The sequence below is a fragment of the Alcaligenes phenolicus genome (assembly GCF_032063905.1).
GTDB classification, from domain to species: domain Bacteria; phylum Pseudomonadota; class Gammaproteobacteria; order Burkholderiales; family Burkholderiaceae_B; genus Alcaligenes; species Alcaligenes phenolicus.
Map to the genome: position 1 here is coordinate 374,856 of NZ_DAMBOE010000002.1, position 22,583 is coordinate 397,438.

The 22,583-nt window shown below is 56.4% G+C and carries 22 protein-coding genes; 13 read left to right on the forward strand and 9 right to left on the reverse strand.

The genetic code is table 11. The annotated features are described in order from the left end of the window. Positions 1-42 precede the first annotated feature (42 nt). The 4 genes from trmB (at position 43) to lysM (ending at position 2,571) form a co-directional block, all read left to right on the forward strand. Entirely contained in the window at positions 43-810 is a 768-nt protein-coding gene (gene trmB / locus U2949_RS05135) for a tRNA (guanosine(46)-N7)-methyltransferase TrmB (RefSeq protein ID WP_009463250.1), read from the forward strand. Continuing rightward, positions 807-1,754: a prolyl aminopeptidase gene (gene pip / locus U2949_RS05140; protein WP_009463248.1), complete on the forward strand. Its 948-nt coding sequence runs from the start codon at positions 807-809 to the stop codon at positions 1,752-1,754. Before trmB ends, pip begins: the two co-directional genes overlap by 4 nt. 42 nt (positions 1,755-1,796) lie before the next feature. Then, positions 1,797-1,997 carry a sulfur carrier protein ThiS gene (gene thiS / locus U2949_RS05145; protein ID WP_026484989.1) on the forward strand — a complete coding sequence of 67 codons (201 nt, stop codon included), beginning with the start codon at positions 1,797-1,799 and terminating at the stop codon, positions 1,995-1,997. A 130-nt stretch (positions 1,998-2,127) separates the two neighbouring features. Then, entirely contained in the window at positions 2,128-2,571 is a 444-nt protein-coding gene (gene lysM / locus U2949_RS05150; protein ID WP_026484988.1) for a peptidoglycan-binding protein LysM, read from the forward strand. A 101-nt stretch (positions 2,572-2,672) separates the two neighbouring features. Here the strand turns inward: lysM and ffh are convergent, their stop codons facing one another. After that, on the reverse strand, positions 2,673-4,097 hold the full coding sequence (ffh, locus tag U2949_RS05155; protein WP_321286480.1) for a signal recognition particle protein: 1,425 nt from the start codon (positions 4,095-4,097) through the stop codon (positions 2,673-2,675). A 103-nt stretch (positions 4,098-4,200) separates the two neighbouring features. Between ffh and U2949_RS05160 the strand changes: the two genes are divergently transcribed. The 3 genes from U2949_RS05160 to ampD are packed head-to-tail and all read left to right on the forward strand — an operon-like array spanning position 4,201 to position 5,936. After that, a complete protein-coding gene (locus U2949_RS05160; RefSeq protein ID WP_321286487.1) occupies positions 4,201-5,052 on the forward strand; it encodes a cytochrome C assembly family protein in 852 nt (283 codons plus the stop codon). Beyond that, complete coding sequence (locus U2949_RS05165; protein ID WP_009463238.1) at positions 5,045-5,296, forward strand: PP0621 family protein; 252 nt, start codon at positions 5,045-5,047, stop codon at positions 5,294-5,296. The genes U2949_RS05160 and U2949_RS05165 overlap by 8 nt, the downstream gene beginning before the upstream one ends. A 4-nt stretch (positions 5,297-5,300) precedes the next feature. Next, positions 5,301-5,936 (forward strand): 1,6-anhydro-N-acetylmuramyl-L-alanine amidase AmpD, encoded by a 636-nt coding sequence (gene ampD / locus U2949_RS05170; protein WP_321286490.1) that lies wholly within the window; start codon positions 5,301-5,303, stop codon positions 5,934-5,936. Here ampD and U2949_RS05175 read toward each other — a convergent pair. The 5 genes from U2949_RS05175 to U2949_RS05195 form a co-directional block, all read right to left on the reverse strand. Next, entirely contained in the window at positions 5,924-7,036 is a 1,113-nt protein-coding gene (locus tag U2949_RS05175; RefSeq protein ID WP_321286492.1) for an alpha-hydroxy acid oxidase, read from the reverse strand. The genes ampD and U2949_RS05175 overlap by 13 nt on opposite strands. A gap of 21 nt (positions 7,037-7,057) precedes the next feature. Next, entirely contained in the window at positions 7,058-7,738 is a 681-nt protein-coding gene (locus U2949_RS05180) for a Fe2+-dependent dioxygenase (RefSeq protein WP_026484985.1), read from the reverse strand. 99 nt (positions 7,739-7,837) lie between these two features. After that, positions 7,838-10,033 (reverse strand): TonB-dependent receptor, encoded by a 2,196-nt coding sequence (locus U2949_RS05185; RefSeq protein ID WP_321286495.1) that lies wholly within the window; start codon positions 10,031-10,033, stop codon positions 7,838-7,840. Between the two features lie 423 nt (positions 10,034-10,456). Continuing rightward, on the reverse strand, positions 10,457-12,361 hold the full coding sequence (gene htpG, locus U2949_RS05190; RefSeq protein ID WP_060186243.1) for a molecular chaperone HtpG: 1,905 nt from the start codon (positions 12,359-12,361) through the stop codon (positions 10,457-10,459). Between the two features lie 94 nt (positions 12,362-12,455). After that, positions 12,456-13,340 carry an EamA family transporter gene (locus U2949_RS05195; protein ID WP_026484982.1) on the reverse strand — a complete coding sequence of 295 codons (885 nt, stop codon included), beginning with the start codon at positions 13,338-13,340 and terminating at the stop codon, positions 12,456-12,458. Positions 13,341-13,506: 166 nt separating this feature from the next. Between U2949_RS05195 and U2949_RS05200 the strand changes: the two genes are divergently transcribed. Beyond that, entirely contained in the window at positions 13,507-13,818 is a 312-nt protein-coding gene (locus tag U2949_RS05200) for a monooxygenase (protein WP_257723931.1), read from the forward strand. A gap of 64 nt (positions 13,819-13,882) precedes the next feature. Here the strand turns inward: U2949_RS05200 and U2949_RS05205 are convergent, their stop codons facing one another. After that, positions 13,883-14,425 (reverse strand): carboxymuconolactone decarboxylase family protein, encoded by a 543-nt coding sequence (locus U2949_RS05205; protein WP_026484980.1) that lies wholly within the window; start codon positions 14,423-14,425, stop codon positions 13,883-13,885. A gap of 130 nt (positions 14,426-14,555) precedes the next feature. Here U2949_RS05205 and U2949_RS05210 point away from each other — a divergent pair, with 130 nt between their 5' ends. Continuing rightward, entirely contained in the window at positions 14,556-15,410 is an 855-nt protein-coding gene (locus tag U2949_RS05210; RefSeq protein WP_026484979.1) for an AraC family transcriptional regulator, read from the forward strand. Here the strand turns inward: U2949_RS05210 and U2949_RS05215 are convergent. Then, positions 15,402-16,295 (reverse strand): LysR substrate-binding domain-containing protein, encoded by an 894-nt coding sequence (locus U2949_RS05215; protein WP_026484978.1) that lies wholly within the window; start codon positions 16,293-16,295, stop codon positions 15,402-15,404. The two genes, U2949_RS05210 and U2949_RS05215, sit on opposite strands and share 9 nt — an antisense overlap. Before the next feature lie 154 nt (positions 16,296-16,449). On the opposite strand from U2949_RS05215, the gene U2949_RS05220 reads away from it, so the two are divergent. The 3 genes from U2949_RS05220 (at position 16,450) to U2949_RS05230 (ending at position 20,199) form a co-directional block, all read left to right on the forward strand. After that, positions 16,450-17,442 (forward strand): Bug family tripartite tricarboxylate transporter substrate binding protein, encoded by a 993-nt coding sequence (locus U2949_RS05220; RefSeq protein ID WP_257723930.1) that lies wholly within the window; start codon positions 16,450-16,452, stop codon positions 17,440-17,442. A 15-nt stretch (positions 17,443-17,457) separates the two neighbouring features. Next, positions 17,458-18,624, forward strand: a complete 1,167-nt coding sequence (locus U2949_RS05225; protein ID WP_321286501.1) for an amidase — start codon at positions 17,458-17,460, stop codon at positions 18,622-18,624. Positions 18,625-18,885: 261 nt separating this feature from the next. Next, positions 18,886-20,199, forward strand: a complete 1,314-nt coding sequence (locus U2949_RS05230; protein ID WP_321286503.1) for a ferredoxin reductase family protein — start codon at positions 18,886-18,888, stop codon at positions 20,197-20,199. Between the two features lie 95 nt (positions 20,200-20,294). On the opposite strand, the gene U2949_RS05235 is transcribed toward U2949_RS05230, so the two are convergent. After that, complete coding sequence (locus U2949_RS05235; protein ID WP_321286504.1) at positions 20,295-20,903, reverse strand: TetR/AcrR family transcriptional regulator; 609 nt, start codon at positions 20,901-20,903, stop codon at positions 20,295-20,297. 144 nt (positions 20,904-21,047) lie between these two features. On the opposite strand from U2949_RS05235, the gene U2949_RS05240 reads away from it, so the two are divergent. Beyond that, complete coding sequence (locus U2949_RS05240; protein WP_321286506.1) at positions 21,048-22,556, forward strand: DHA2 family efflux MFS transporter permease subunit; 1,509 nt, start codon at positions 21,048-21,050, stop codon at positions 22,554-22,556. The last annotated feature ends 27 nt before the right edge of the window (positions 22,557-22,583 follow it).

Consider the following 22,583-nt stretch of genomic DNA (forward strand, 5'->3'; position numbering starts at 1 on the left):
TTAGCTGATACGCGAGCCATTCCTGATGCCCGCGCCACAACCATGACCTCCAGCAACGAAAAACAATCCCTGCTGTCGCCCAATGTCGCGAACAGCAATTCCGGCGAGACCCATATCCGTAGCTTTGTTCATCGGCGCGCGCACATTACGCCCAGCCAGGAACAAGCCCTGGCGCGCCTCTTGCCTCTGTGGTCGATCAGCTACCGCGACAACATCCTGAAACCGGAAACGGTGTTTGGCAATGACAATCCCCTGATTCTGGAAATCGGGTTTGGCATGGGTGAAACCACCCAGAAAATTGCCCAGGCCCGCCCGGACGACAATTTCCTGGGCGTGGAAGTCTTTAATGCCGGTGTCGGAGCCTTGCTCAAGCGCATTGATGACAACCAGATCAGCAATATCCGCATCATCCAGCATGACGCGGTGGAAGTGGTGCGCGACATGATCGCTCCGGGCTCGCTAGCCGGTATTCACATCTACTTCCCCGACCCCTGGCCCAAGAAACGCCACCACAAGCGTCGCCTGGTGCAATCGCCCTTTATTCAGTTGCTGACCAGCCGTCTGAAACCCGGTGGCTACATCCATTGCGCCACCGACTGGGAAAACTACGCCGAACAAATGCTGGAAGTGCTGTCCGCCGAGCCCATGCTCAGCAACACGCACGAAGGCTACGCACCGCGTCCTGACTTCCGTCCACTGACCAAGTTCGAGAACCGCGGGCTGCGTCTGGGTCACGGCGTGTGGGATCTGATCTTCACCCGCAATGACACCCCTACCCCTGAACTGAACTGGCCCAAGAAAGAACAATGAGCGCTACCCTGTTCCCGCCTATAGAGCCTTACGCCCAAGGCACCTTGCACACCGATGATGGGCACCATATCTACTGGGAATGCTGCGGCAACCCGGCAGGTAAACCGGCCATTTTCTTGCACGGTGGGCCGGGATCAGGATGCTCTACCGATCACCGTCGCTTGTTCGACCCGCAAAAATACAATGTGCTGCTGTTTGATCAGCGCGGCTGCGGGCGTTCCTACCCTCATGCAAGCCTGGAGAACAACACTACCTGGCATCTGGTTCAGGACATGGAGCGGCTGCGCAAGGAAAAGCTCAAGGCCGACAAGATGCTGGTGTTTGGCGGCTCCTGGGGCTCGACTCTGGCGCTGGCCTATGCCCAGACTCACCCCGAGCACGTCAGCGAACTGATTGTGCGCGGTATCTTCATGGCCCGTCCTGAAGAGCTGCACTGGTTTTATCAGGAAGGTGCCTCGCGCCTGTTTCCCGATATCTGGGAACAGTATCTGGCCCCCATTCCCAAGGAAGAGCACGGGGACCTGATTACCGCCTATCACAAGCGTCTGACAGGCGATGACCCCGCTGTGCAGTTACGGGCCGCGCACGCCTGGTCGCAATGGGAAAGCAATACCATCACGCTCCTGCCCAGCCAGAATCACCTGGACGCCAAGTCCAGTGATAAAGCCGCTTTGGCCTTTGCGCGTATTGAAAACCACTATTTCATGAACCGGGGTTTTCTGGAGCCGGATCAGTTGCTGAAAAACGCCCACCGCTTGCATGGCATTCCCGGTGTCATCGTGCAGGGACGCTATGATGTGTGCACTCCGGCGCATACAGCCTGGCAACTGCATCGCGCCTGGCCCCAAGCAGAATTTCATATGGTTGCGGACGCAGGCCACGCCTACGACGAACCCGGCATTTTGGCCCGGCTGCTGGCCGCCACCCAGAAATTTGCCATCTGAATCACTCGTCCGGCCCTGGCCGGACCATATCCAGAGACAAGAATGAACATTACCCTGAACGGCCAGAGCAAGACTCTGGCAAACTCCGACACGGTTGGCACGCTGATTATCGAGCTGGGCTACGAGAACAAGCGTATTGCCGTGGAACTGAACGGCGACATCGTGCCCAAAAGCCAGCACGGCAGCACCCCGATCAAAGAAGGCGACACCATTGAAATCGTGGTTGCCGTCGGTGGCGGCTGATACTCGCCCTTTAAAATGCACAATTGCTGACATTCGGCTACGGCTTCGGGGATAAAAATGAGGTCATAATGGGCCGTCTCGCCTGCCATCAAGCAGGCAGCCGTAGAACCCTAACTTCAGGAGCAAAGCGATGGGCGTATTCAGTTTTCTTAAAGATGTCGGCGAAAAACTCTTTGGTGCCAACGAAGCCAAAGCAGCAACAGCTGACGAACTCCAGAAAGAACTGGCCAAACACCAACTTTCCGCCGACGGTCTGAATCTGACGGTTGATGGCGACAAAGTCACGGTTAGCGGCCAAGCCGCCTCCACCGAACAAGCCGAAAAAATTGTGCTGGCTCTGGGTAACACCCTGGGTGTCTCTCAAGTCGACAACCAGCTCAGCGTTGCTCAGCCTTCCGCAGAAGCCACCATGTACACCGTACAAAAAGGCGACACCCTGTGGAAAATTGCTGAAACCAACTACGGCAAGGCAAACGGCGCAAAATACACGGTTATTTTTGAAGCCAACAAACCTATGCTCAGCCATCCTGACAAGATCTATCCCGGTCAGGTACTGCGTATTCCTGCGCTGTAACAACAACAGCTCAGGACGAAAAAAAGCCCGCATACGCGGGCTTTTTTCTTGGTGGTCCTGCCAGAGCGATTCACGCCCTTGCAGCAAGCTCCAAGCGCTTCTTAGCGAAAGCCCTTGAAGCCCTTGCCAGCCAGACCTTTCAAGGCACCCATACCGCCCAGGCCGCGCATCATCTTGGCCATACCGCCTTTTTTCATCTGCTTCATCATGCCTTGCATTTGCTCGAACTGATTTAGCAGGCGGTTGACCTCTTGCACTGGCACGCCAGAACCGGCAGCGATACGACGCTTGCGCGAGGCTTTGAGCAGTTCGGGCTTGGCACGCTCGGCCGGGGTCATGGAGTTCAAGATCCCTTCCGTACGACGCAATTGCTGTTCAGCCTGACCACCTTGCAACTGGGACGCGGCTTGCGAGAACTGGGCAGGCAGTTTTTCCAGCAAGGAGCCCATATCACCCAGCTTCTTGACTTGCTGCAGCTGGTCACGGAAGTCGTTCAGGTCGAACTTGTCGCCCGATTTGATCTTGTCGGTAATCTTCTGCGCTTCGGCGATGTCGATATTGCGCTGGGCCTGCTCAACCAGCGAAACAATATCGCCCATGCCCAGCACGCGCTGAGCCATACGCTCGGGGTGGAATGGATCCAGACCATCCAGCTTTTCGGAAACACCCACAAACTTGAGCGGCTTGCCGGTGACATGACGTACGGACAAGGCCGCACCACCACGTGCATCACCATCCAGCTTGGTCAGCACCACACCCGTCAGCGGCAAGGCATCAGCAAAGGCCTTGGCCACATTGACCGCGTCCTGCCCCTGCATGGCATCGACCACGAACAAGGTTTCAATCGGGTTCAGCAGATCGTACAGAGCGCGAATTTCGCGCATCATTTCTTCGTCAATACCCAGGCGACCGGCCGTGTCGACAATCAGCACATCGAAGTGGTGACGCTTGGCATGATCCAGCGCATTGCGGGCAATATCGGCTGGTTTCTGGCTGGGATCGGAAGGCAGAAACTCGACGCCCACCTGGGCGGCAACGGTTTTCAACTGCTCGATAGCCGCGGGACGGTAGACGTCGGCGCTGACCACCAGAACTTTCTTCTTGCCTGTCTTGCGGCCATGCTGAACGTGGCCGCCTTCGCTCAGCCATTTGGCGAGCTTACCGGTGGTGGTGGTTTTACCCGCACCTTGCAGACCGGCCATCAGAATAATCGCGGGTGGCTGAGCCGCCAGGGACAGCTCGCTGGCGTTGTCACCCAGGTCTGCGCCCATCAGATTGGTCAGCTCCTGGTGAACAACACCCACCAGTGCCTGGCCAGGATTCAAGCTGTCGGCAACTTCAACACCAAGTGCCTTTTCTTTGACCCGTGCGACAAACTCGCGCACGACGGGCAAGGCCACGTCCGCTTCCAGCAAAGCCAGACGCACTTCCCTCAACATATCCTGAGTATTGGATTCGGTCAGACGAGCCTGTCCGCGCATGGTTTTCACCACACGCGACATACGCTGGGTCAGATTTTCAAACATAGGACTGGGTTCGCTTAAACTAGGTTATCGTGTGGTCTACGAATAAGAATAAAATGGCCACTTGAGGTACGCCCCGTACCGTTTTTCAGGAAATCCGGGACTTATGTCTGCAAGTATTGTATTTCACTTGCTCGCCGCACTGGCGTACATCGTGCTGTCGATCTCGCTATGGCGTCCGTTGACTCGCGGCAGCACCCGAACCGTACTGAACGCCCCCAGCCGGGTGGCCTTGCTCTGCGCCATCATTGTGCACGGAGCGGGCCTGCTACTGACTATTGTGCTGCCCCAGGGGCTGCATCTGAGCTGGGCACTGGCCCTGTCAGCGGCAATCTGGCTGGGCATGGTGGTGTTCTGGTTCCAAAGCCTGTATCTGCGTCTGGACAGCCTGCTGCTCATTCTACTGCCTGCAGCCACAATCGTCAGCCTGCTGGCCATGGCCTTTCCCGAAGGCCATATCGTCAACCATGTGGGTAATGAATGGCTGCGCATCCACTTGATGATTGCGCTGGTCGCCTATGGGCTTAGCACCGTGGCGGCTTTGCACGCCGTCTTGATGACGGCGCTGGACCGCCAACTGCATCGCCCTGTTCTTCATCAGGAGCAGCGCGGCTTGTTCAGCCGGGTTTTGGACACCATGCCGCCCCTGCTGGTGCAGGAGGAACTGCTGTTTCGCCTGATCCGTGTCTCTTTCGTGATTCTGACCTTCACGATCCTGAGCGGTGCCGCCGTCTCCATGGCGATAGACGGTAAATTTTTGCCCGCCGATCACAAAACTGTCTTTACCTTGCTATCCTGGGTTACATTTGGTGGCTTATTATGGGGTCGAAAACAGTATGGATGGCGTGGTCGCGTTGCCTTGCGCTGGACCTTGGCCGGTTTTGCCTTCCTGCTGCTGGCCTATACAGGCAGCCACTTTGTACTAGACGTCATCTTGCAACGAGGGAAAATTGGGTAAAGTCTTATTTTGGGTTGTCGCCATCCTGGCGGCCATGATCATTGCCCGCATCGTGTCGCAAAACAAGGCCCGCAAGCGCAATCCACCCAACCCCACCATGCGTCCCCCGCGAAAGCAAGGCGCTGCTGAAGAAATGGTCCGTTGCGCGCACTGTGGCATTTATCTGCCACGCTCCGAAGCCTTGATGAGCAATCATCACACCTGGTGCAGCCTGGAACACGCCAAGCGCGGCCCGCGTAGTTAACGCCATGGCCCGCATGCACCACGCTTACGACCTGGACCGACAGGGCTGGCTGAAACCTCATGCCAATGTCCTGCGTGCCCTGTCACCCAATCAGGATGACCGCCCCGAGGGCGACACCCCGACCCTGCTGGTGCTGCACAATATCAGCCTGCCGCCGCAAGAGTTCGGCGGGCCCTACATTCGGGATTTTTTTCAGAACAAGCTGGATATCAGCGCCCACCCCTGGTTCGAAAACATCCGGGACCTGAAGGTTTCAGCTCACTTTCTGATCCAGCGCACTGGCCACATCATCCAGTTTGTTCCCACTACCCGCCGCGCCTGGCATGCGGGTGTGTCGCGCTTTGAAGACCGCGAGCGCTGCAATGATTTTTCTATTGGCATTGAGCTGGAAGGCAGCGATTTCGAGCCATTCACAGAAGCGCAGTACCGGGAGCTATCCCGCCTGAGCCGCGCCTTACGTATGCGCCATAACCTGCGCGCCGTACGTGGCCATGAGCACATCGCTCCGGGGCGCAAGACAGATCCGGGCCCTTTCTTTGATTGGGAACGGGTGAAGCGGGAACATGGCTGGCCCAAAGAAGCCTTGCCAGAGCAAGAGCTGGAACCCAAGCCACAAGCAGCGCCAGATCAGGGCCGATAAAGTAGCTCAGGGCTAATATCGGCCAAGGTATTGCAGCCCGTCAGAGCCATCGCTACTTCCAGCTCCGCCCGCAAAATATGCAGGACATGCGCAACACCGGCCGCTCCTGCAGCGGCCAGACCATAAATATAGGGTCGACCAATCATCACGGCTGTGGCTCCCAGCGCCAATGCCTTGAGCACATCTGTTCCGCGGCGAATACCGCCATCCATCAGGACCGGCACCCTGCCCTGCACGACCTGACAAACCTGTGCCAATACGTCCACAGAGGCGGGAGCACCATCCAAGGTTCGCCCACCGTGATTGGACACAACAATCCCGGCAACCCCCATCTCCAAGGCTCGCTGAGCATCACGGGGTCGCATGATTCCCTTCACCCAAACAGGCAAAGGACTGTTCTGCACCAGCCAGGCCAGATCATCCCAAGTCGGGGCCGTATCTAGCAAACCACTGCCAAACAAAGGACTGGTGCCTGCTGCGCCTAAAACCGCCTGCTGCGTGGGAGCACCCCGCAAATTCACGGCATCCACTCCGGCAGGCAAGGCAAAGCCCGCACGCTGTTCCTGATTACGCACACCATTAACCGCAGCATCCACTGTCAGCATCAGCGCGGTATACCCTGCCGCTTCAAGCCGCCCCAGCAAATCCAGAGTAAATGCGCGATCCGCTTGCCAATACCACTGCGCCCACAAGGGGGCATGCGCCTGTGCAGCAATCTCTTCAAAGGAACGACTGGCCTGCATGCTGATGACGCTGGTCGCCCCCATCGCACCCGCGCCCAACACACTGGCCAATTCACCGTCAGGGTGAGCCAATCGCTGATAAGCCACGGGAGCCAGAAGAATCGGGTAGTCCATGGATTGCCCTTGCAGCGTCAAACGGGTGGAAGGCTGATCAAACGTGCTTAAAGCAGCAGGCCATAAGCCCCAACGCCCAAAGCTGGCCAGATTGTCCTGCAGAGTAAGCTCATCCGCCGCGCCTGCACTGAAGTAAGCCCAATCCTGCGCACGCATACGTTGGCGAGCGTATGGCTCGTAATCCGTCAGACAGGCAATCTGAGCTGGAATGCTACTTAAAGGGGGCAGCCGTTCTTGGGACATGATCAATCAAGCTCCAGGCGATCAGACATCGCTCCATTCACGCAGCAAATTATGATAAATCCCCGTCAGGCGTGACAGCTCCTGGGCATCCGCATTCTGCTTGGCCAGGTGCTGAATGCTCTGATCCAGCTCCCACAGCATTTTGCGTTGATGCGCATGGCGCACCATGCTTTGCGTCCAGAAAAACGAGGCATAGCGCGTTCCTTTTGTCACCGGCTGTACACGATGCAAGCTGGTACCGGGATACACCACCATATGCCCTGCGGGTAACTTGATGGACTGAGTGCCGTACACATCCTCGATGATCAGCTCTCCACCTTCGTATTCATCGGGATCGCTGAAAAACAAGGTCGTGGACACATCCGTACGCAAGCGCTGGACCGTGCCAGGAACCGTAAAAATCGCGTTATCAATGTGCTTGCCGTACTCCCCGCCACCCTCGTAACGATTAAAGCGTGGCGGCAGCATACGCAGGGGCAAGGCAGCGGCAATAAAGCCGCTGTGCTGACCCAGTACGTGCATCAGAAACTCGCCCATCTGGCGAGATACGGCAGCATCCAGAGGCAGTTGCAAGTTCCGTTTACTGTGCTGGGCCAGATAACCCGCCGTCGCACGCCCGTCCTCCCACTGCGCCTGCTCCAGCGCCTGGCGACAATCGCGCAATTGCTCAGCATTGAGAACGTCCGGGATAGTAATCAGCATGGGATACCTGCAAGAACAAAAAAAGCACAAAGTCGTACAAGAAGCAGACAGGCCGCCTCAAGAGGGCGGCCCATCTGACTTTACACTACAAGCTGCAGCTTACTCGAAGCGGTAAGATGCATTGAACATGTAGGAGCGGCCTGGGCCGACGTTGGCAAAAATACCAACGTGAGAGGCATCATACATGCGCACATTGCTGATGTTGTTGACGTTGAACTGGAAGGACACGTTCTTGTTCAGGTCGTAGCGCGCCATCGCATCGTAACGCCAGTAAGAAGGCAGTTTCAATTGGTTGGCGTCATCCACAAAGCGCTTGCCTACAAATGTGGCACCTGCGCCCAAGGTCAACTCGGACATGACTTTGTAGGTTGTCCAGATATTGAAGCTCTGCTTGGAGATGAACTTCATCTGGTTGCCGTCAAAGACATTGTCTTTGTTACGGTATTTCTTGATCTTGGGATCCAGATAGGTGTAGCCAGCCCACAGATTCCAGTTCGGAGTAATCGCACCAGCCGCGCCCAACTCCAGACCACGCACACGATTGCTGCCACTCAAGGACACGTCACCGGTCAACGGATCAGTAGAGCGAGCATCTTTCTTGTCGGTCTGGAAAATGGCCGCAGTCAACGACAACTTCTCGTCAGCCACATCCCACTTGGTCCCCAGTTCCCAGCTGTAGCTGCGCTCTGGCTTCAAGTCACGAATTGCTGCTCCGCCTGCCGGGCCATCTGCACCACCGGCCTGACCCAGGTTTTCACCCGTAGGATTTGAAGATGTACCGTAGCTCAGATAAATGGAACCATTTTGTGCGGGTTTGTAGACCACGCCCAACTGGTAGTTCCACATATCGTCTTTGCGAGACTCTTTGGTGTTGTCGGCTTCAAAGCGATCAAAGCGTAGACCACCATTGATCATCCACTGATCATTCAAGGTCACAGTGTCAAAGATGTAGGCCGAACGGGTCTTGATATCGCCGGTTTTGGTCTTGGGACCGTACTGCAGCGAATAGTTGTACTGTCGATTGGGGTTCGGGTCGTAGAACGAGTCAGTATCACGGCCTGGGCCACCCGTCATCGCCTTGTTGTGGATTTCCTCTTTACTGATTTCCACACCTGCAACGATGTCGTGCTTGATCGAACCAGTATTAAAGCTGCCGTAGACATCTGTCTGGTTCAACAGAGACTCTGCAACACGGTAGTTCGTCCGATCATCGCGGCGAAACTGCAAGCCAGCACCTTCCGTCGCGCAAGCCCCGCCTGCACCTGCGGCGCAGTTATCAAAAGACGGACGCGTCATCAGATAGTGATTCAGGGTCTTGCTGTAGCGCGTGACGTTACGCACCGTGAAACGATCATTCAGATCATGTTCGACGCTGGCCGAAGCGGTATCGGCAATGTACTTGCGAAAGTCCACATTGCGGCGACCGTAAAAGTTATCGCGATCGGCCTCCAGTGGGGTGACGCGATCCGGATTGGCAGCATTCTTGAAAGGAAAGCCCAAGTCCGGCATATCCTTGTTCTCAAGACGCGAGTAAGACAAGGTCACACGCGTTGGCGTACCCAAACCAAAGGCGATGGAAGGAGCAATGCCCCAACGATCAATCTTTACTCCATCGCGCCCTGCCACTTCGCCGCCCATACGCATCAGATTCAGACGGATGGCGCCGGTATCCGAGAAAGCGTAGTTACCGTCAGCAGTCAGACGATATTGATCAGACGTGCCATAGCCCGCTTCCACCTGGAAGAAGTCTTTCAGCTTGGGAGATTTGGTCACCAGATTCAGGCTGCCGCCGGTACCGCCACGGCCGGTATAAGCCGAGCTGGGACCTTTCAAGACTTCAACCGATTCCAGGTTGAAGGTCTCGTGCGAGCCTCGCGAATAGTCACGCACACCGTCGATGAAAATATCGGTACTGGCTTCGTAACCACGGATAAAGGGACGGTCACCCATAGGCGTGCCTCCTTCGCCCGATCCCAGGGTAATGCCAGGAGTCGTACGCAACACATCTTGCAGCGACGTTGCGCCACGGTCCCTGATCACCTCCTCCGGGATCACGGTGATGGAACGCGGGGTGTTAAGCAGTGTCTCGGAAAACTTCACCGATTGCGCTTTATGCGCTTTAAAACCATCAATGCCATTAGCATCCGTTGTGCCTTGAACTTTGATGGATTGCAGCTCGGTCACGCCTGGATTAGCGGTTTGAGCAATTGCAGGAGTTGTCAGAGCAGCAAACAATGCTGCGGACAAAACCGTCTCGGCGAACCGACGAGGCGGCAAAGAGGAAACGAACGACATCACCAGCTCCATGTGGTAGTTATCGCTTTTTTTTTGGCAGTGCCATCGAATCAAGTCCGATCGCTCGCTATTAGCGATGTTTCGCTGCCAGATAAGCGCTTTTAAAGGAATCGGTAATATCAATCATTCTTATTATGAAGTCCATCCAAATCTTACGATTTCCTGAAATTCGATTCAAAAACCGCGTTTTTTCCTTACATTGTGGCGTCCATACATCGTATTACGATCAATTCTCATTAAGATGGACAAAAAATAAAAAATCGCTTAGCCACAAGCGTTTATTTATTCCCTTATCTTCCCGCTTCTCCCCTTAGTCCTCTGCCAATGGACGCAAAAAAGCCTTGATCTTGCAAATGAAGATCAAGGCTATGAGGCTAAACGCTAGCTGACTCAACCCACAGGCAGAGCCAGCAAGATTCAGGTTTACAGATTCAGCAGCAAGCGGTTCACACGCTTCACAAAACTGGCGGGATCCTGCAATGCGGCACCTTCGGCCAGCATGGCTTGTTCCAGCAGCAACTGCGCCCACTCACCAAAAGCCTCGTCGTCAGCGGCCTGGACTTTGGCGATCAAGGCGTGCTCCGGGTTGATTTCCAGAATCGGCTTGACCTCGGGAGCTTCCTGGCCAGCGGCTTGCAGCATACGCAGCAGGTGCGGGCTCAGTTCGTTGGCATCAACCACCACGCAAGCGGGGGAATCGACCAGGCGGGCAGTAATGCGCACTTCCTTGACCTTCTCGCCCAGTGTGGTTTGCAGGCGCTCGACCAGAGGTTTGAAGGTTTCAGCCACTTCAGCCTGGTGTTTCTTTTCTTCCTCGTCCGCCAGCGAATCCAGATCCAGGCCACCCTTGGCCACGGATACCAGTTGCTTGCCTTCAAATTCGCGCAAGTAAGACAACATCCACTCGTCCACACGGTCGGACATCAACAGCACTTCGATGCCCTTCTTGCGGAATACTTCCAGATGTGGGCTGTTGGACGCAGCAGCAAAGGTATCAGCCGTGACGTAGTAAATCTTGTCCTGACCTTCTTTCATGCGGCCGATGTAGTCGTTCAAGGAAACGACCTGCGCCGAACCTTCCTGATTCGTGGAGGCAAAACGCAGCAAGGCAGCGATACGGGCTTGATTGCCCATGTCTTCGCCGGTGCCTTCTTTCAGTACCTGGCCGAACTGGTTCCAGAACTCGGCATATTGCTCGGGCTGGTTCTCGGCCAGATCTTCCAGCAGGGACAGGATGCGCTTGGCACTACCTTCGCGGATAGCGCGGACATCACGGCTTTCTTGCAGGATTTCACGCGAGACGTTCAACGGCAGGTCGGCCGAATCAATCACACCGCGCACAAAGCGCAGGTAGGCAGGCAGCAGTTGCTCGGCATCATCCATGATGAAAACGCGCTTCACGTACAGCTTCACGCCACGGCGAGCATCGCGGTCCCACAAGTCAAACGGAGCCTGCTTGGGAACGAACAAGAGCTGGGTGTATTCACTACGGCCTTCAACACGGTTGTGTGTCCAGGCCAGAGGGTTCTCGTAATCGTGAGCGATGTGCTTGTAGAACTCCTGGTACTGCTCGTCGGTAATTTCCGACTTGGAGCGTGTCCACAAGGCGCTGGCCTGGTTCACGCTTTCCCATTCGTCCTGCTTTACTTGTTGCTGCTTTTCTTCGTCCCACTCTTCCTTGCGCATTTGCACGGGCAAGGAGATGTGATCGGAGTAGCGACGCAGCACGTTGCGCAGTCGCCAGCCGTCCAGGAAATCGTCCTCGCCTTCACGCAGGTGCAAGGTGATGGTGGTTCCGCGCTCGGCTTTTTCAGCGGCGGCAATGGTGAACTCGCCTTCACCGGCGGACTCCCACAGCACGGCTTCCTGATCGCCACCGGCACGACGTGTCAGCACGGACACTTTATTGGCCACGATAAAGGAGGAGTAAAAGCCCACGCCGAACTGACCAATCAGCTGGGTGTCTTTTTGCTTGTCGCCCGTCAGTTGGGAGAAGAACTCTTTGGTGCCCGAGCGAGCAATGGTGCCCAGGTTGGCAATGGCTTCATCACGCGACATGCCAATGCCGTTGTCGGAAATGGTGATCGTGCGCTGGTCCTTGTCGAACTCCACGCGGATACGCATTTCTGGGTCGCCTTCCAGCAAAGCTGGATTGTCGATAGCCTCAAAGCGCAGTTTGTCACAGGCATCCGACGCATTGGATACCAGCTCACGCAGGAAAATCTCCTTGTTGCTGTACAAGGAGTGAATCATCAAATGCAGTAATTGTTTGACTTCAGCCTGAAAACCCAAGGTTTCGGACGTATTCGCAGTGTCAGTCTGGCTCATGGTGAAAAAGCAAAAAAATGGGTTGATTGCTGCACGCCAAAGCGCGCCCTATTGCAGACAGATAGGGACGACCCACCATATTTCAAGAGACGGATCAGGCAGCCGGCCCGGATGTCAGGGCAATGACCCCGCTGATCATGATGGCGCAACCGAGCAAACTCCAGACATTGGCCTTTTCGCGCAGGACGACCATCCCTAATAGGGTGCCGGCCATCATGGACATTTCACGGGCGGGAGCCACCATGGACAAGGGTGCGCCCATACTTAATGCCTGCAAGACCAGGATGTAGGACATGGGCGATAACAAACCCACTGCAGCCGCCAGCTTCCAATAAGGTTTGAACTTGACGAAGCCTGCCCGCCCCCGCTTGGCGATAAAAGGGGCCAGCATCCCCAGGCGCAACACATTGCTGAACCAGTCCAGCAGGAATGGCGAGATCAGCAGCACCTTGACGCCATAGGCATCGACCACGGTATAGGCCGCAATCAGAATCCCTGTCTGCATGCCCCAACGCACGCCTGTCAGTGCGGCAGGGCTGAAGAAACGGCGCAGACGCCCTTGCGTGGCGATCAGCAAAATCCCCATCACGACCAGCAAGATACCGAGCACTCCCAAAGGACGCACAGGCTCGCCCAGCAGGATAAAAGCACCAATGGAAGAGAGCATGGGGCCCGTACCACGGGCAATGGGATATACCACTGACAGGTCTGCAACCTGATAGCCTTTTTGCAAACTCAGGCTATAGCACATGTGCAGCAAGGCACTAAGCACCAAACAGGTAATGGTCTCGCTGGTCCAGGGCATATTGCCTTGCGTAAAGACCACCCACAGCGTGATGGGGAAATAAAACAGAATGGCAAAAAAGGAATAGGCGAATACAAAATGCGCCCCTGCCATCGCCGCCCGTTTAGAGAGCAAGTTCCAACCCGCATGAATGAACGCAGCACACACCACCAACAACAAAGCGGTCCAGGACATGAGGGCTTCCACCAGCAAATAGCAAAAGAAAAACTATACGCCCCCTTCAAGGGGGAGGCCAGCCAATCACGGGCCTTTCAACGTCCCATGACAAATAAGAGACAGTACTGGACAATTCAAACATCAAGGTATGATGTTCGACACGTATTTTGATATGGAGCCGATCATGAGCACCCTGCTGTATGTTGATTTTCCTTACCTCGGCCCTTGGGGTTCAGAGATGAGCGAAGCCATGCAAGAACTGGCGCAGTCCATCTGCCTGGAACCTGGCTTGATCTGGAAAATCTGGACGGAAAATAAAGAGCAGTCCAAAGCAGGCGGCGTGTATCTGTTCAACGATAAAGCCAGCGCGCAGGCTTATCTGGACATGCACAGCAAACGGCTCAACAGCTTTGGCATCACCGACATTGATGCGCGCTTTTTTGATGTGAACCAGCCGCTGACAGCCATTAATTCCGGCCCCTTATCAGCCAAATAAAACGCAGACAACAGACGCAAAAAAGCCCGCCTGCGTATCAGCAAGCGGGCTTTAACATCAGTGTTTAGGCAGTCAGTTCAACAGCCTTGAAATCCACTGGAACCTCCAGCGCATTGTTGATGTAGTTAGTGAACAGATTCAAGGCAGTCACACCGACCAGCTCCACCACCTCACCCTCGGAAAAGCCAGCATCGCGCACGGCTTGTACATCGGCGGCCGAGACTTGCCCACGCTGATCCACCAGCTTGAGCACAAATGTCAAAGCGGCGGCGGTACGTGGATCATCCGACTGGCCACGCTGGGCCTGAGCCAGCGTCTCCGGGCTGAGACCGGCATTGGCACCCAGCACATTGTGAGCGGCCAGGCAGTATTCGCAACGATTACGGTCGGCAATGGCAACCGCCAATTGCTCGCCCAATTTCGCACCCAGCTTGCCACCGGCAAAGGCACCGAAAGAGCCCCACATGCTGCGCAAGGCGGCGGGCGAATTGGACACCATACGGAACATGGCAGGCACGCTGCCACCAAAGGCTTTTTGAATTTCCTGCAAGGCAGGCTGGCTGGCGGCGGGAGCTTGGGCAACTTCAGGCAATGTAAGACGGGACATGATGATCTCCTGGTGAAGTGGGCCGGGGTGGCCGGAAAAAGCTTGCAGGGATAGTGTCTCGCCAAGATCAAGATCATTGGATAAGATTAGTCCCGACAACTTACCTTTTCATCCAGACGAGGATGTTTTCATGAACCTGGATCGCCTCTCCCTTTTGCTGGAACAATTCCGTGTTCGGGCCCATTTGTTCTACAACGGCTCTTTGTGTGGCGTAACCCGCTTTGCGGCCCAACCCGGACGGGCCTTCTTGCACATTCTGCGACGCGGCCAGTTAAGCGTGCGCCACGATCCACGCGACCCCGTGCCGGAAGTCCTGACCATTGACCGCCCCAGCCTGCTGTTTTACCCCCGTCCGCTGGAACATGCCTTTTACGATATGCCCAATGAAGGCTCGGATTTCACCTGCGCAACGCTGGATTTTGACGGAGGTGAACATCATCCCTTGGCCCGTTCCCTGCCCGATCTGATTATTGTGCCGCTGGAAGAAGCGGCCGGTCTTGAACAGGCCCTGGGCCTGCTCTTTGCAGAAACGGAGTCCGTGCGCTGCGGCCATCGCCTGCTGGCAGACCGTCTGTTCGAGATCGTGTTGCTGCAATTGCTACGCTGGCTGTTTGACCATCCTGATCGTTGCGAGATTCCCGTAGGCCTGTTCCGAGGTTTGTCACACCCACCCATCGCGCGCGCACTGCTGGCTATTCAGGCCGATCCCGGTCGGGACTGGACCGTGCAATCACTGGCACAGGAAGCCAAGATGTCGCGCAGCGCCTTTGCCGTGCAATTCAAGCACTGGGTGGGCGACACACCGGCAGACTATCTGGCCCAATGGCGCCTGTCGCTGGCCTGCCAGCGGCTGGCACAAGGCCAGTCTGCCAAACGTATTGCTCTGGATCTGGGCTACGCCAACCCCTCTGCCCTGTCCCGCCTGTTTCGGCAGCGCACGGGTCAATCCATGCGGGAATGGTTGGCCGCCCGTCAATCAGCTTGAGCGATTCTGCTCCAGCACCGCCAGAAAATTCACCAAGGCCGGGTTGGTATTGTCCGAGACATAAGCACTCATCAGCTCGGCCGCAATATCGTCTGCATCCAGCAAAGGCAGATACTCCAAGGTATCGGTGCGCAAGCGCGCCAGGGAAGCGGGAACAATAGCTGGAGCAATGCCCGCTTCAACCATGACCAGCACCGTGGGCACCATGCTTTCCTGTGCAAAGCGCGGCAGGCAGCCTGAGCGCTGCAACATGCGCTGCTGCAAGAGATGAAAGTAACGCGACTGCTGCCGCGAATACGCCACCATTTCGTAAGAGAAAGCCTGGTGCAAGGTCAGCCCCTGACTATGCTCCTGAGCACGTGGATCATCCCGCCTGACGACAAACATCATGGGTTCGGACTCCACCAGCTGCGGGTTCAAATCGGGCACGGCAAAAGAAGGCCGGATCAAGGCCACATCTACCCGGCGTTCATAAAGAGCCGCGGGCATATCGCTGGAATTCATCTCGTAGATCTGTATATCCACCTGCGGGAAATCCTGCCGAAAGCGATACAAATGCTTGGATACCCCCGCATAGGCGCTGCTGGGGGTCAGGGCTATGCGCAACATGCCAGTCTCGCCTCTATGCACTTGCTGTACCGCTTGCAAGGTCTGCTCCAGTTCGTTGCCGATCAAGCGCAGGCGGCGCTGCAACTCCGCTCCCGCCGCCGTCAATTGCACCGTGCGTGTGGTGCGGATAAACAAGGTCGCCCCTACCTGCTCTTCCAGCCTGCGTATGGCCTGACTCAAGGGCGGCTGGGTCATGAACAAACGCTGGGCTGCCCGGCCAAAGTGCAGCTCTTCGGCCACCACCAAGAACATCTCGCTTAATTTGGAGTCCAGCATATGCCCGCCAATTAGGTTAGAAAAAAGATCAATAACGATTATTTTTAATATTAGACAACATAATTAGCTCTTACTACCATCCGTCCTGACACTTATCAAAAACAGGGCCATACTGCACGTCACTGCGAATATTGGCCCAACGCAGGAGATAGACATGACGGTATTCAAGCATCGCGCCCCTTTACTGAGTAGCCTGCTCACACTGACTTTGTTGGGTTCCGGTTCGGCCATGGCCGACGCGGCTTACCCTTCGCAGCCCATTACGTTTGTGGTGCCCTACGCTGCAGGTGGCAGCTCGGATACCCGCTCGCGCATGCTGGCTCAAAAAATGAGCGACAGCCTGGGCGTGACAATCGTGGTGGAAAACAAGCCCGGTGCCAGCGGCAATATCGGCACCAGCATGATTGCGCGCGCCAAGCCCAACGGCTACACCATCGGCCTGGGCAACTTTGGCCCCATGTCGGTGAACAAGGCGCTGTACGGCAGCAACCTGCCTTTTGATCCTGAACAGGATTTGCAGCCCATCGCCCTGATCGAACGCGGTGCCATGGCACTGGGTGTGAACAGCAACTCGCCCTACCAGTCTCTGGCTGATCTGGTCGCCGACGGCAAGAAGAACCCCGAAAAACTCGACTACGCCTCGACTGGCGCTGGCGGTGCCTCGCACTTGCTGACTGAACAGTTCAAGGCCACCTCCGGCTTTGACGCCGTACACGTGCCTTACCGTGGTGGTGCTCCTGCATCGAACGATTTGCTGGCCGGCAATATCTCCTTCTATCTGGAATTGGCCAGTCTGTTCCTGCCCCACATGCAAATCGACAACCCACGCCTGCGCGTGCTGGGTGTGACCTCGGAAGAGCGTCTGAAAGCCATGCCTGATACCCCCACCTTCAAAGAGCAAGGCGTGGATCTGGTGGCATCGAACTGGTTTGGCGTGGTTGCACCCGCCGGCTTGCCTGCTGATGTACTGGAAAAACTGAACAAGGCTGTCAACGATGCCCTGAAAGACCCTGACTACCGTCAGATTGTGGAATCCCAAGGCGCGGAAGTTGTAGGTGGCACACCTGAAGAATTTACCGCTTTTGTGAAAGAAGAAACAAAACGCTGGACCGCGCTGATCAAGGCACAGAACATCTCGATTCAGTAGTGCCAGTTCTCGCTTATGACTGCAAACCCTTCCCCTCTCGCTGCGCAGGACCAGGCCATCCAGGCCTGGTCCTGGCTAGCTGATCCGGCCACCTGTATCAGCACCAATCTTACTGGCCCCTTGGCGGGTTTGAGCTTTGGTGTGAAAGACGTGCTGGATGTTCAAGGCATGCCCACGTGCTACGGCGCGCATTTCCCCAATGCGCTGCCCGCCGAGCGGGACGCCGCTTGTGTCGCCCTGCTGCGTCAGGCCGGTGCCATTGTCCTGGGCAAAACCGTCACCGCCGAATTTGCCTACGCAGCCCCCGGCCCCACCCGTAATCCACTGAACCTGGAGCACACGCCCGGCGGTTCTTCCAGTGGTTCGGCAGCGGCCGTAGCCGCTGGCATGGTTGATTTTGCATTGGGCACCCAAACGGGAGGCTCCATGATGCGCCCCGCCGCGTTTACCGGCATTCTGGGTTTCAAACCCAGCTTTGGCGCGGTGCATCGCAGCGGTCTTTTCCTGTTGTGCGACAGCCTGGACACGATCGGCTACTTCAGTCGGGACTTGTCCGTGCTGCGCCGCGTGGCCACTGTCCTGCAAGGCTTGCCTGATAGCCGAGTCCCCACAGCACCGCGCATTGGCGTGCTGGATGGCAAAGATCTGGGCCCGATCACACCCGCAGCACTGGCCGCGTTGGAACAAGGCTGTGAGCATCTGGAGCAACAAGGCGCCCACCTGGAGCGTCTGCCTGCGGACCCACAACTGAAAGAGCTGCTGATCCTGCAAGGCCAGATCATGGCTTATGAAATGGCCCGCAGCCTGCTGCCCGTCTGGCAAGCCAGCCCGGATGCCCTGCGCCCCATTACCGTGCAAGCCATCAAACAAGGCCTGGAATTGCCTGCGGCGGATTACCACGCCTGGCAGGCGCGCCGTCGCCAATTGCAAACAGAATGGCAGGAGCGTTATGGCCATTTCGACGCATTGCTGACTCCAGCGGCTCCCGGCCCGGCTCCCTATGGGCTGGATAGCACTGGCTCTTCGATACTGAATCGTCCTTGGTCCTTGTTGGGCTGGCCTACCTTGAGCCTGCCCGCGCCCGGTCAAAACAGCCCACTGCCCTTGGGTTTGCAACTGATCGGACAGCCCCACCAGGACGCGGCTTTGCTGGATCTGGCATCGCTTATCTGCCCGGCTTGACGGGTCTGAAAAGCAATCAAAAGAACTACTCTGCAACAAGCAAAAATAGAGTAAACAGCAACCAGAATCATTAACAAATGCTTTAAATAACAAATATTTAGGAGTGCTTTGAGTTTTCTCAAAACACTCTTGAATATTGGCTCTGCAAACGGCCTGGCAGCGTACTAACATCAACAAGGTGTTCCCGGTGCGCTGCGTCGGTACGTTCATCACATCGCGACTACGCAGCACCCGGCTCTTTCAAACAATCCGGAAAAGACCATGCGTCGCCCTCTCTTACTGCTGCTCTCCACTTTCTTTCTGATCTGGGCTGTTGAAGCCCTGTGGCTGGCCCCCTCGCCACCGGGCGATATGCTGTGGGTGGTCCGACAAGAAGGCATGCTGTTAACCGGGATTCTGGCACTGGGCACCATGACGGCCATCATGATTCTGGCCCTGCGTCCCCGCCGTCTGGAACCCTGGTTAGGCGGCATGGACAAAGCCTACAGGCTGCATAAATGGCTGGGTATCATCGCCATTTTGCTCAGTCTGGCCCATTGGCTCAGCAAGGAATCCAAAGGTCTGATCTCGGCGGCGATCGGCACGGGCGGCCGTCTGGCCAAAACCCCGGTTCCTGAATGGGTCAGCCTGTTGAAGCCCTATGCAAAATCACTCGGTGAATGGACGTTTTACGCGCTGATTCTGATGCTGATCATCACCCTGGCGCACCGCACGATTTCCTACAAAAAATGGTACAGCCTGCATCGCCTGATGCCGGTGGCCTATTTGATCCTGATCTTCCATGGCGTGGTACTGACGCCCCCTGCTTACTGGAGCGGTATAGGCGGCTGGGCACTGGCCATCACCATGGTGATCGGGACAACAGCAGCCGGCATCCAGCTATTACGCAATTTGAGTTCGGCCTATCCGCACACGGGTACCGTGATCTCCTGTACTTCGCAAGGAGATGTGTTGGAGGTGCAATGCCGCATGGACCAATCCTGGCCAGGTCACCAGGCTGGGCAGTTCGCTTTCTTACGTTTGAAGGGTGAATCCGAGTCTCACCCCTTTACCTTGTCCGATGCGGATCAGGACAACCAGATTGTGCGCTTTCATATCAAGCAGCTGGGCGACTGGACCCGCAGCCTGCCCGAGCGTTTGCATGTTGGCCAAAACATTGAGCTGGACGGCCCTTATGGTCGCTTCACTCAGCCGGACCGCGATGACAAGGGCATTTATATCTGGGTGGGTGCAGGTGTCGGGGCCACGCCATTTCTATCCTGGTTAAGCCAGGAACACCAGGACGGTCACGCTCCCTACGCCTATCTGCAATATGCCTGTCAGCATAGTACTGACCCATTGGCTCAGGCCTTGAGCAAGGCTGCCAAAGAGCACCCGGACGTGAATCTGGAAATTTATGCCGATGGCCGTCGCTGGACGCCCAAAGAGGTGCTGCAGCATTACCAAGCCGACAAACCTCTGCATATCTGGTTCTGTGGACCGGCTGCAATGGGCCGACAGTTGCGACGTGAGCTCAAGCAAACACTGCCTGCAAAATCCTGGACCTTGCACAAGGAACACTTCCAGTTCCGCTAAGCCTTTGCTCATCCAGCAACTGGCCTTGTTTAGAAACCAGAACAAGGCCAGTTATGCGTATGCTGAGTGCAGAAATCCAGTGCGACTAGAACAGCCTACATATTTTGGTGAGGCGGCGTCGCCCCGAGCATAGACACAAAAAGAGTCACCAGATTGTTCTCCATGACGGCCCACTGCTCTGCAGTTTCCAACCCCATATTGTCGACCGCGCCATGCATGCCCTGGTAGATCACCCAGGCGGTCAAATCCACGTCGGCCACAGACCAGGCACCCGCTTGCTGCCCTTCGCTCAGGATCCGGTGCAAGGGCTCGGTTACCGTGTTGCGTTCACCCTGGTAATTGCTGCGCATATGGTCTGAAAACACCAGATCATGCATCTCCAGGGTGTCTCTGTACGCCTGTACCGAAGCGCGAACCCAACAGGCCAGACGCTGCACCCAATCATCTTCCGGCGCCTGCTCCAGCGCCCCCTGCACCCGGTCATGAAACTGCTGGATGAACTGCTCGCGCAGGGCAGCCAGAATCTCCTGCTTGGAGCTGAAGTAGTGATAGAACAAGCCCTTGGACATGCCCGCCCGCAACACAATTTCATCTACCGGCGTGGCATCAAACCCTTGTTGCAAAAACAAGGTGGCAGCCGCCTCCAATAAGTCTCGGCGACGAACTTCAGAGGGTTGGGTACGAGGTGTTTTGGCAGCGGTCATGGATGTCAAAGTATCAGAAAAACCCCGACAAAGTGCCTCGTCGGGTGTCACCGCGCTATTTTAGCCAGCCTGTTTATTTTTCATTGACTGACAGTCAGTCAATATTTTATAGTCGTCGATAATAATTCTCATTTATCAAATATCATGACTCGCCGACTTGCTCTAACCATCGCCATTTACCTGGGGACTTTCATGGTCACCCTGGACATCAGCATCGTGAATCTTGCCTTGCCACGCATGCAACAAGCCTTGCAAACCGATATGGCCGGGCTGCAATGGATCGTGGATTCCTACGCGCTGTGCCTGTCCGCCTTCATGTTGTCTGCCGGGCTACTGGGGGATCGCTACGGACGCAAGAAAAGCTGGTTGCTGGGCGTGCTGGCCTTCACCGTCGGCTCCATGATGTGCGCCTTGGCCGGTTCACTAAGCGCCCTGCTCTGGGGTCGTGTCGTGCAAGGCATGGCCGGGGCTTTACTTATTCCTGGAGCCCTGTCGATCCTGACCCACGCCTTTCCAGACCCGGCCCAGCGTGCCCGCGTCATTGGCGGCTGGTCTTCCTTCAGCGCCCTGGCTTTGGTACTGGGCCCGATTCTGGGCGGTGTGCTGGTCGATGTAGCCGACTGGCCTTCGATCTTCAGCCTGAATCTGCCACTGGGCCTGCTGACCCTGGGCTTGGGCATGTGGGGTATGCAGGAGTCGGCCAATCCCGAACACGCAGCTTTCGACCCTATCGGCCAGTTGCTTAGCGTTATCTGGCTTGGCTCCCTGACCTATGGCCTGATCTGCGCGGGTGAGCAAGGCTGGCACGCTACCGAGACGATTCATTCCCTGGGCGTGGCCGCGCTCACCTTCGTGGCGTTTATCTATGCCCAAACCCGTGTCGCCCGCCCCTTGCTGCCTCTGAGTCTGTTTCGGGACTACCGCTTCAGCACTGCCAATATCGCCTCCTTTGTGCTGGGCTTTGCCGCCTATAGCAATGTGTTTTTCCTGTCCCTGTTCTTCCAGAACGCCCTGGGCTGGAGTGCCACCCAAACCGGCTGGGGGCTGGCTCCCCAGTTCATTGGCATGGCTGTGCTGGCCTCCCGTTTTGGGGCCTTGGGCCAGCGCTTTGGATTGAAGCTGATCCTGACTGTGGGCTTTGGCCTGATGGCAGCCGGTTCCTGGTTGATGATGTTGCTGCAACCCGGCGCTTCCTACTGGATGGCTGGTTTCGCCTTGGCCGTACTAGGCGTTGGCATGGGTTTGTCGGTGCCGGCGTGCAGTACCTTGGTCATGAATCTGGTGCCGCGTGAGCGTTCCGGCATGGCATCAGCCACCACCAATGCCATTCGCCAAACCGGCATGACCTTGGGTGTTGCCCTGCTGGCTTCCTTGATGAGCCAAGGAGCAGTCAGCTCCCTGTCCAGTCGTCTTGATCCGGTCAATCCCATGCTGGAACAGGCACAACAAATTATCAGCTCCGGTCAGGTGAATCTGCCTGCCTCAGCAGATTCCTTGTTCTGGATGCAAGCCATCCAGCACGCCTGGGCAGACGGCTTTCACCGCGTCATGTTCTGGGCTGGATTGCTGGCCGTCTTCAGTCTGGTTCTGCTGCTGCGTCTGCGTTTGCCTCGTGTACAGGCTGCTCCTGCCGCTGCGGTGGAACTGCATTAAGCCCAGCTTTTGCAGACTGGATTTACA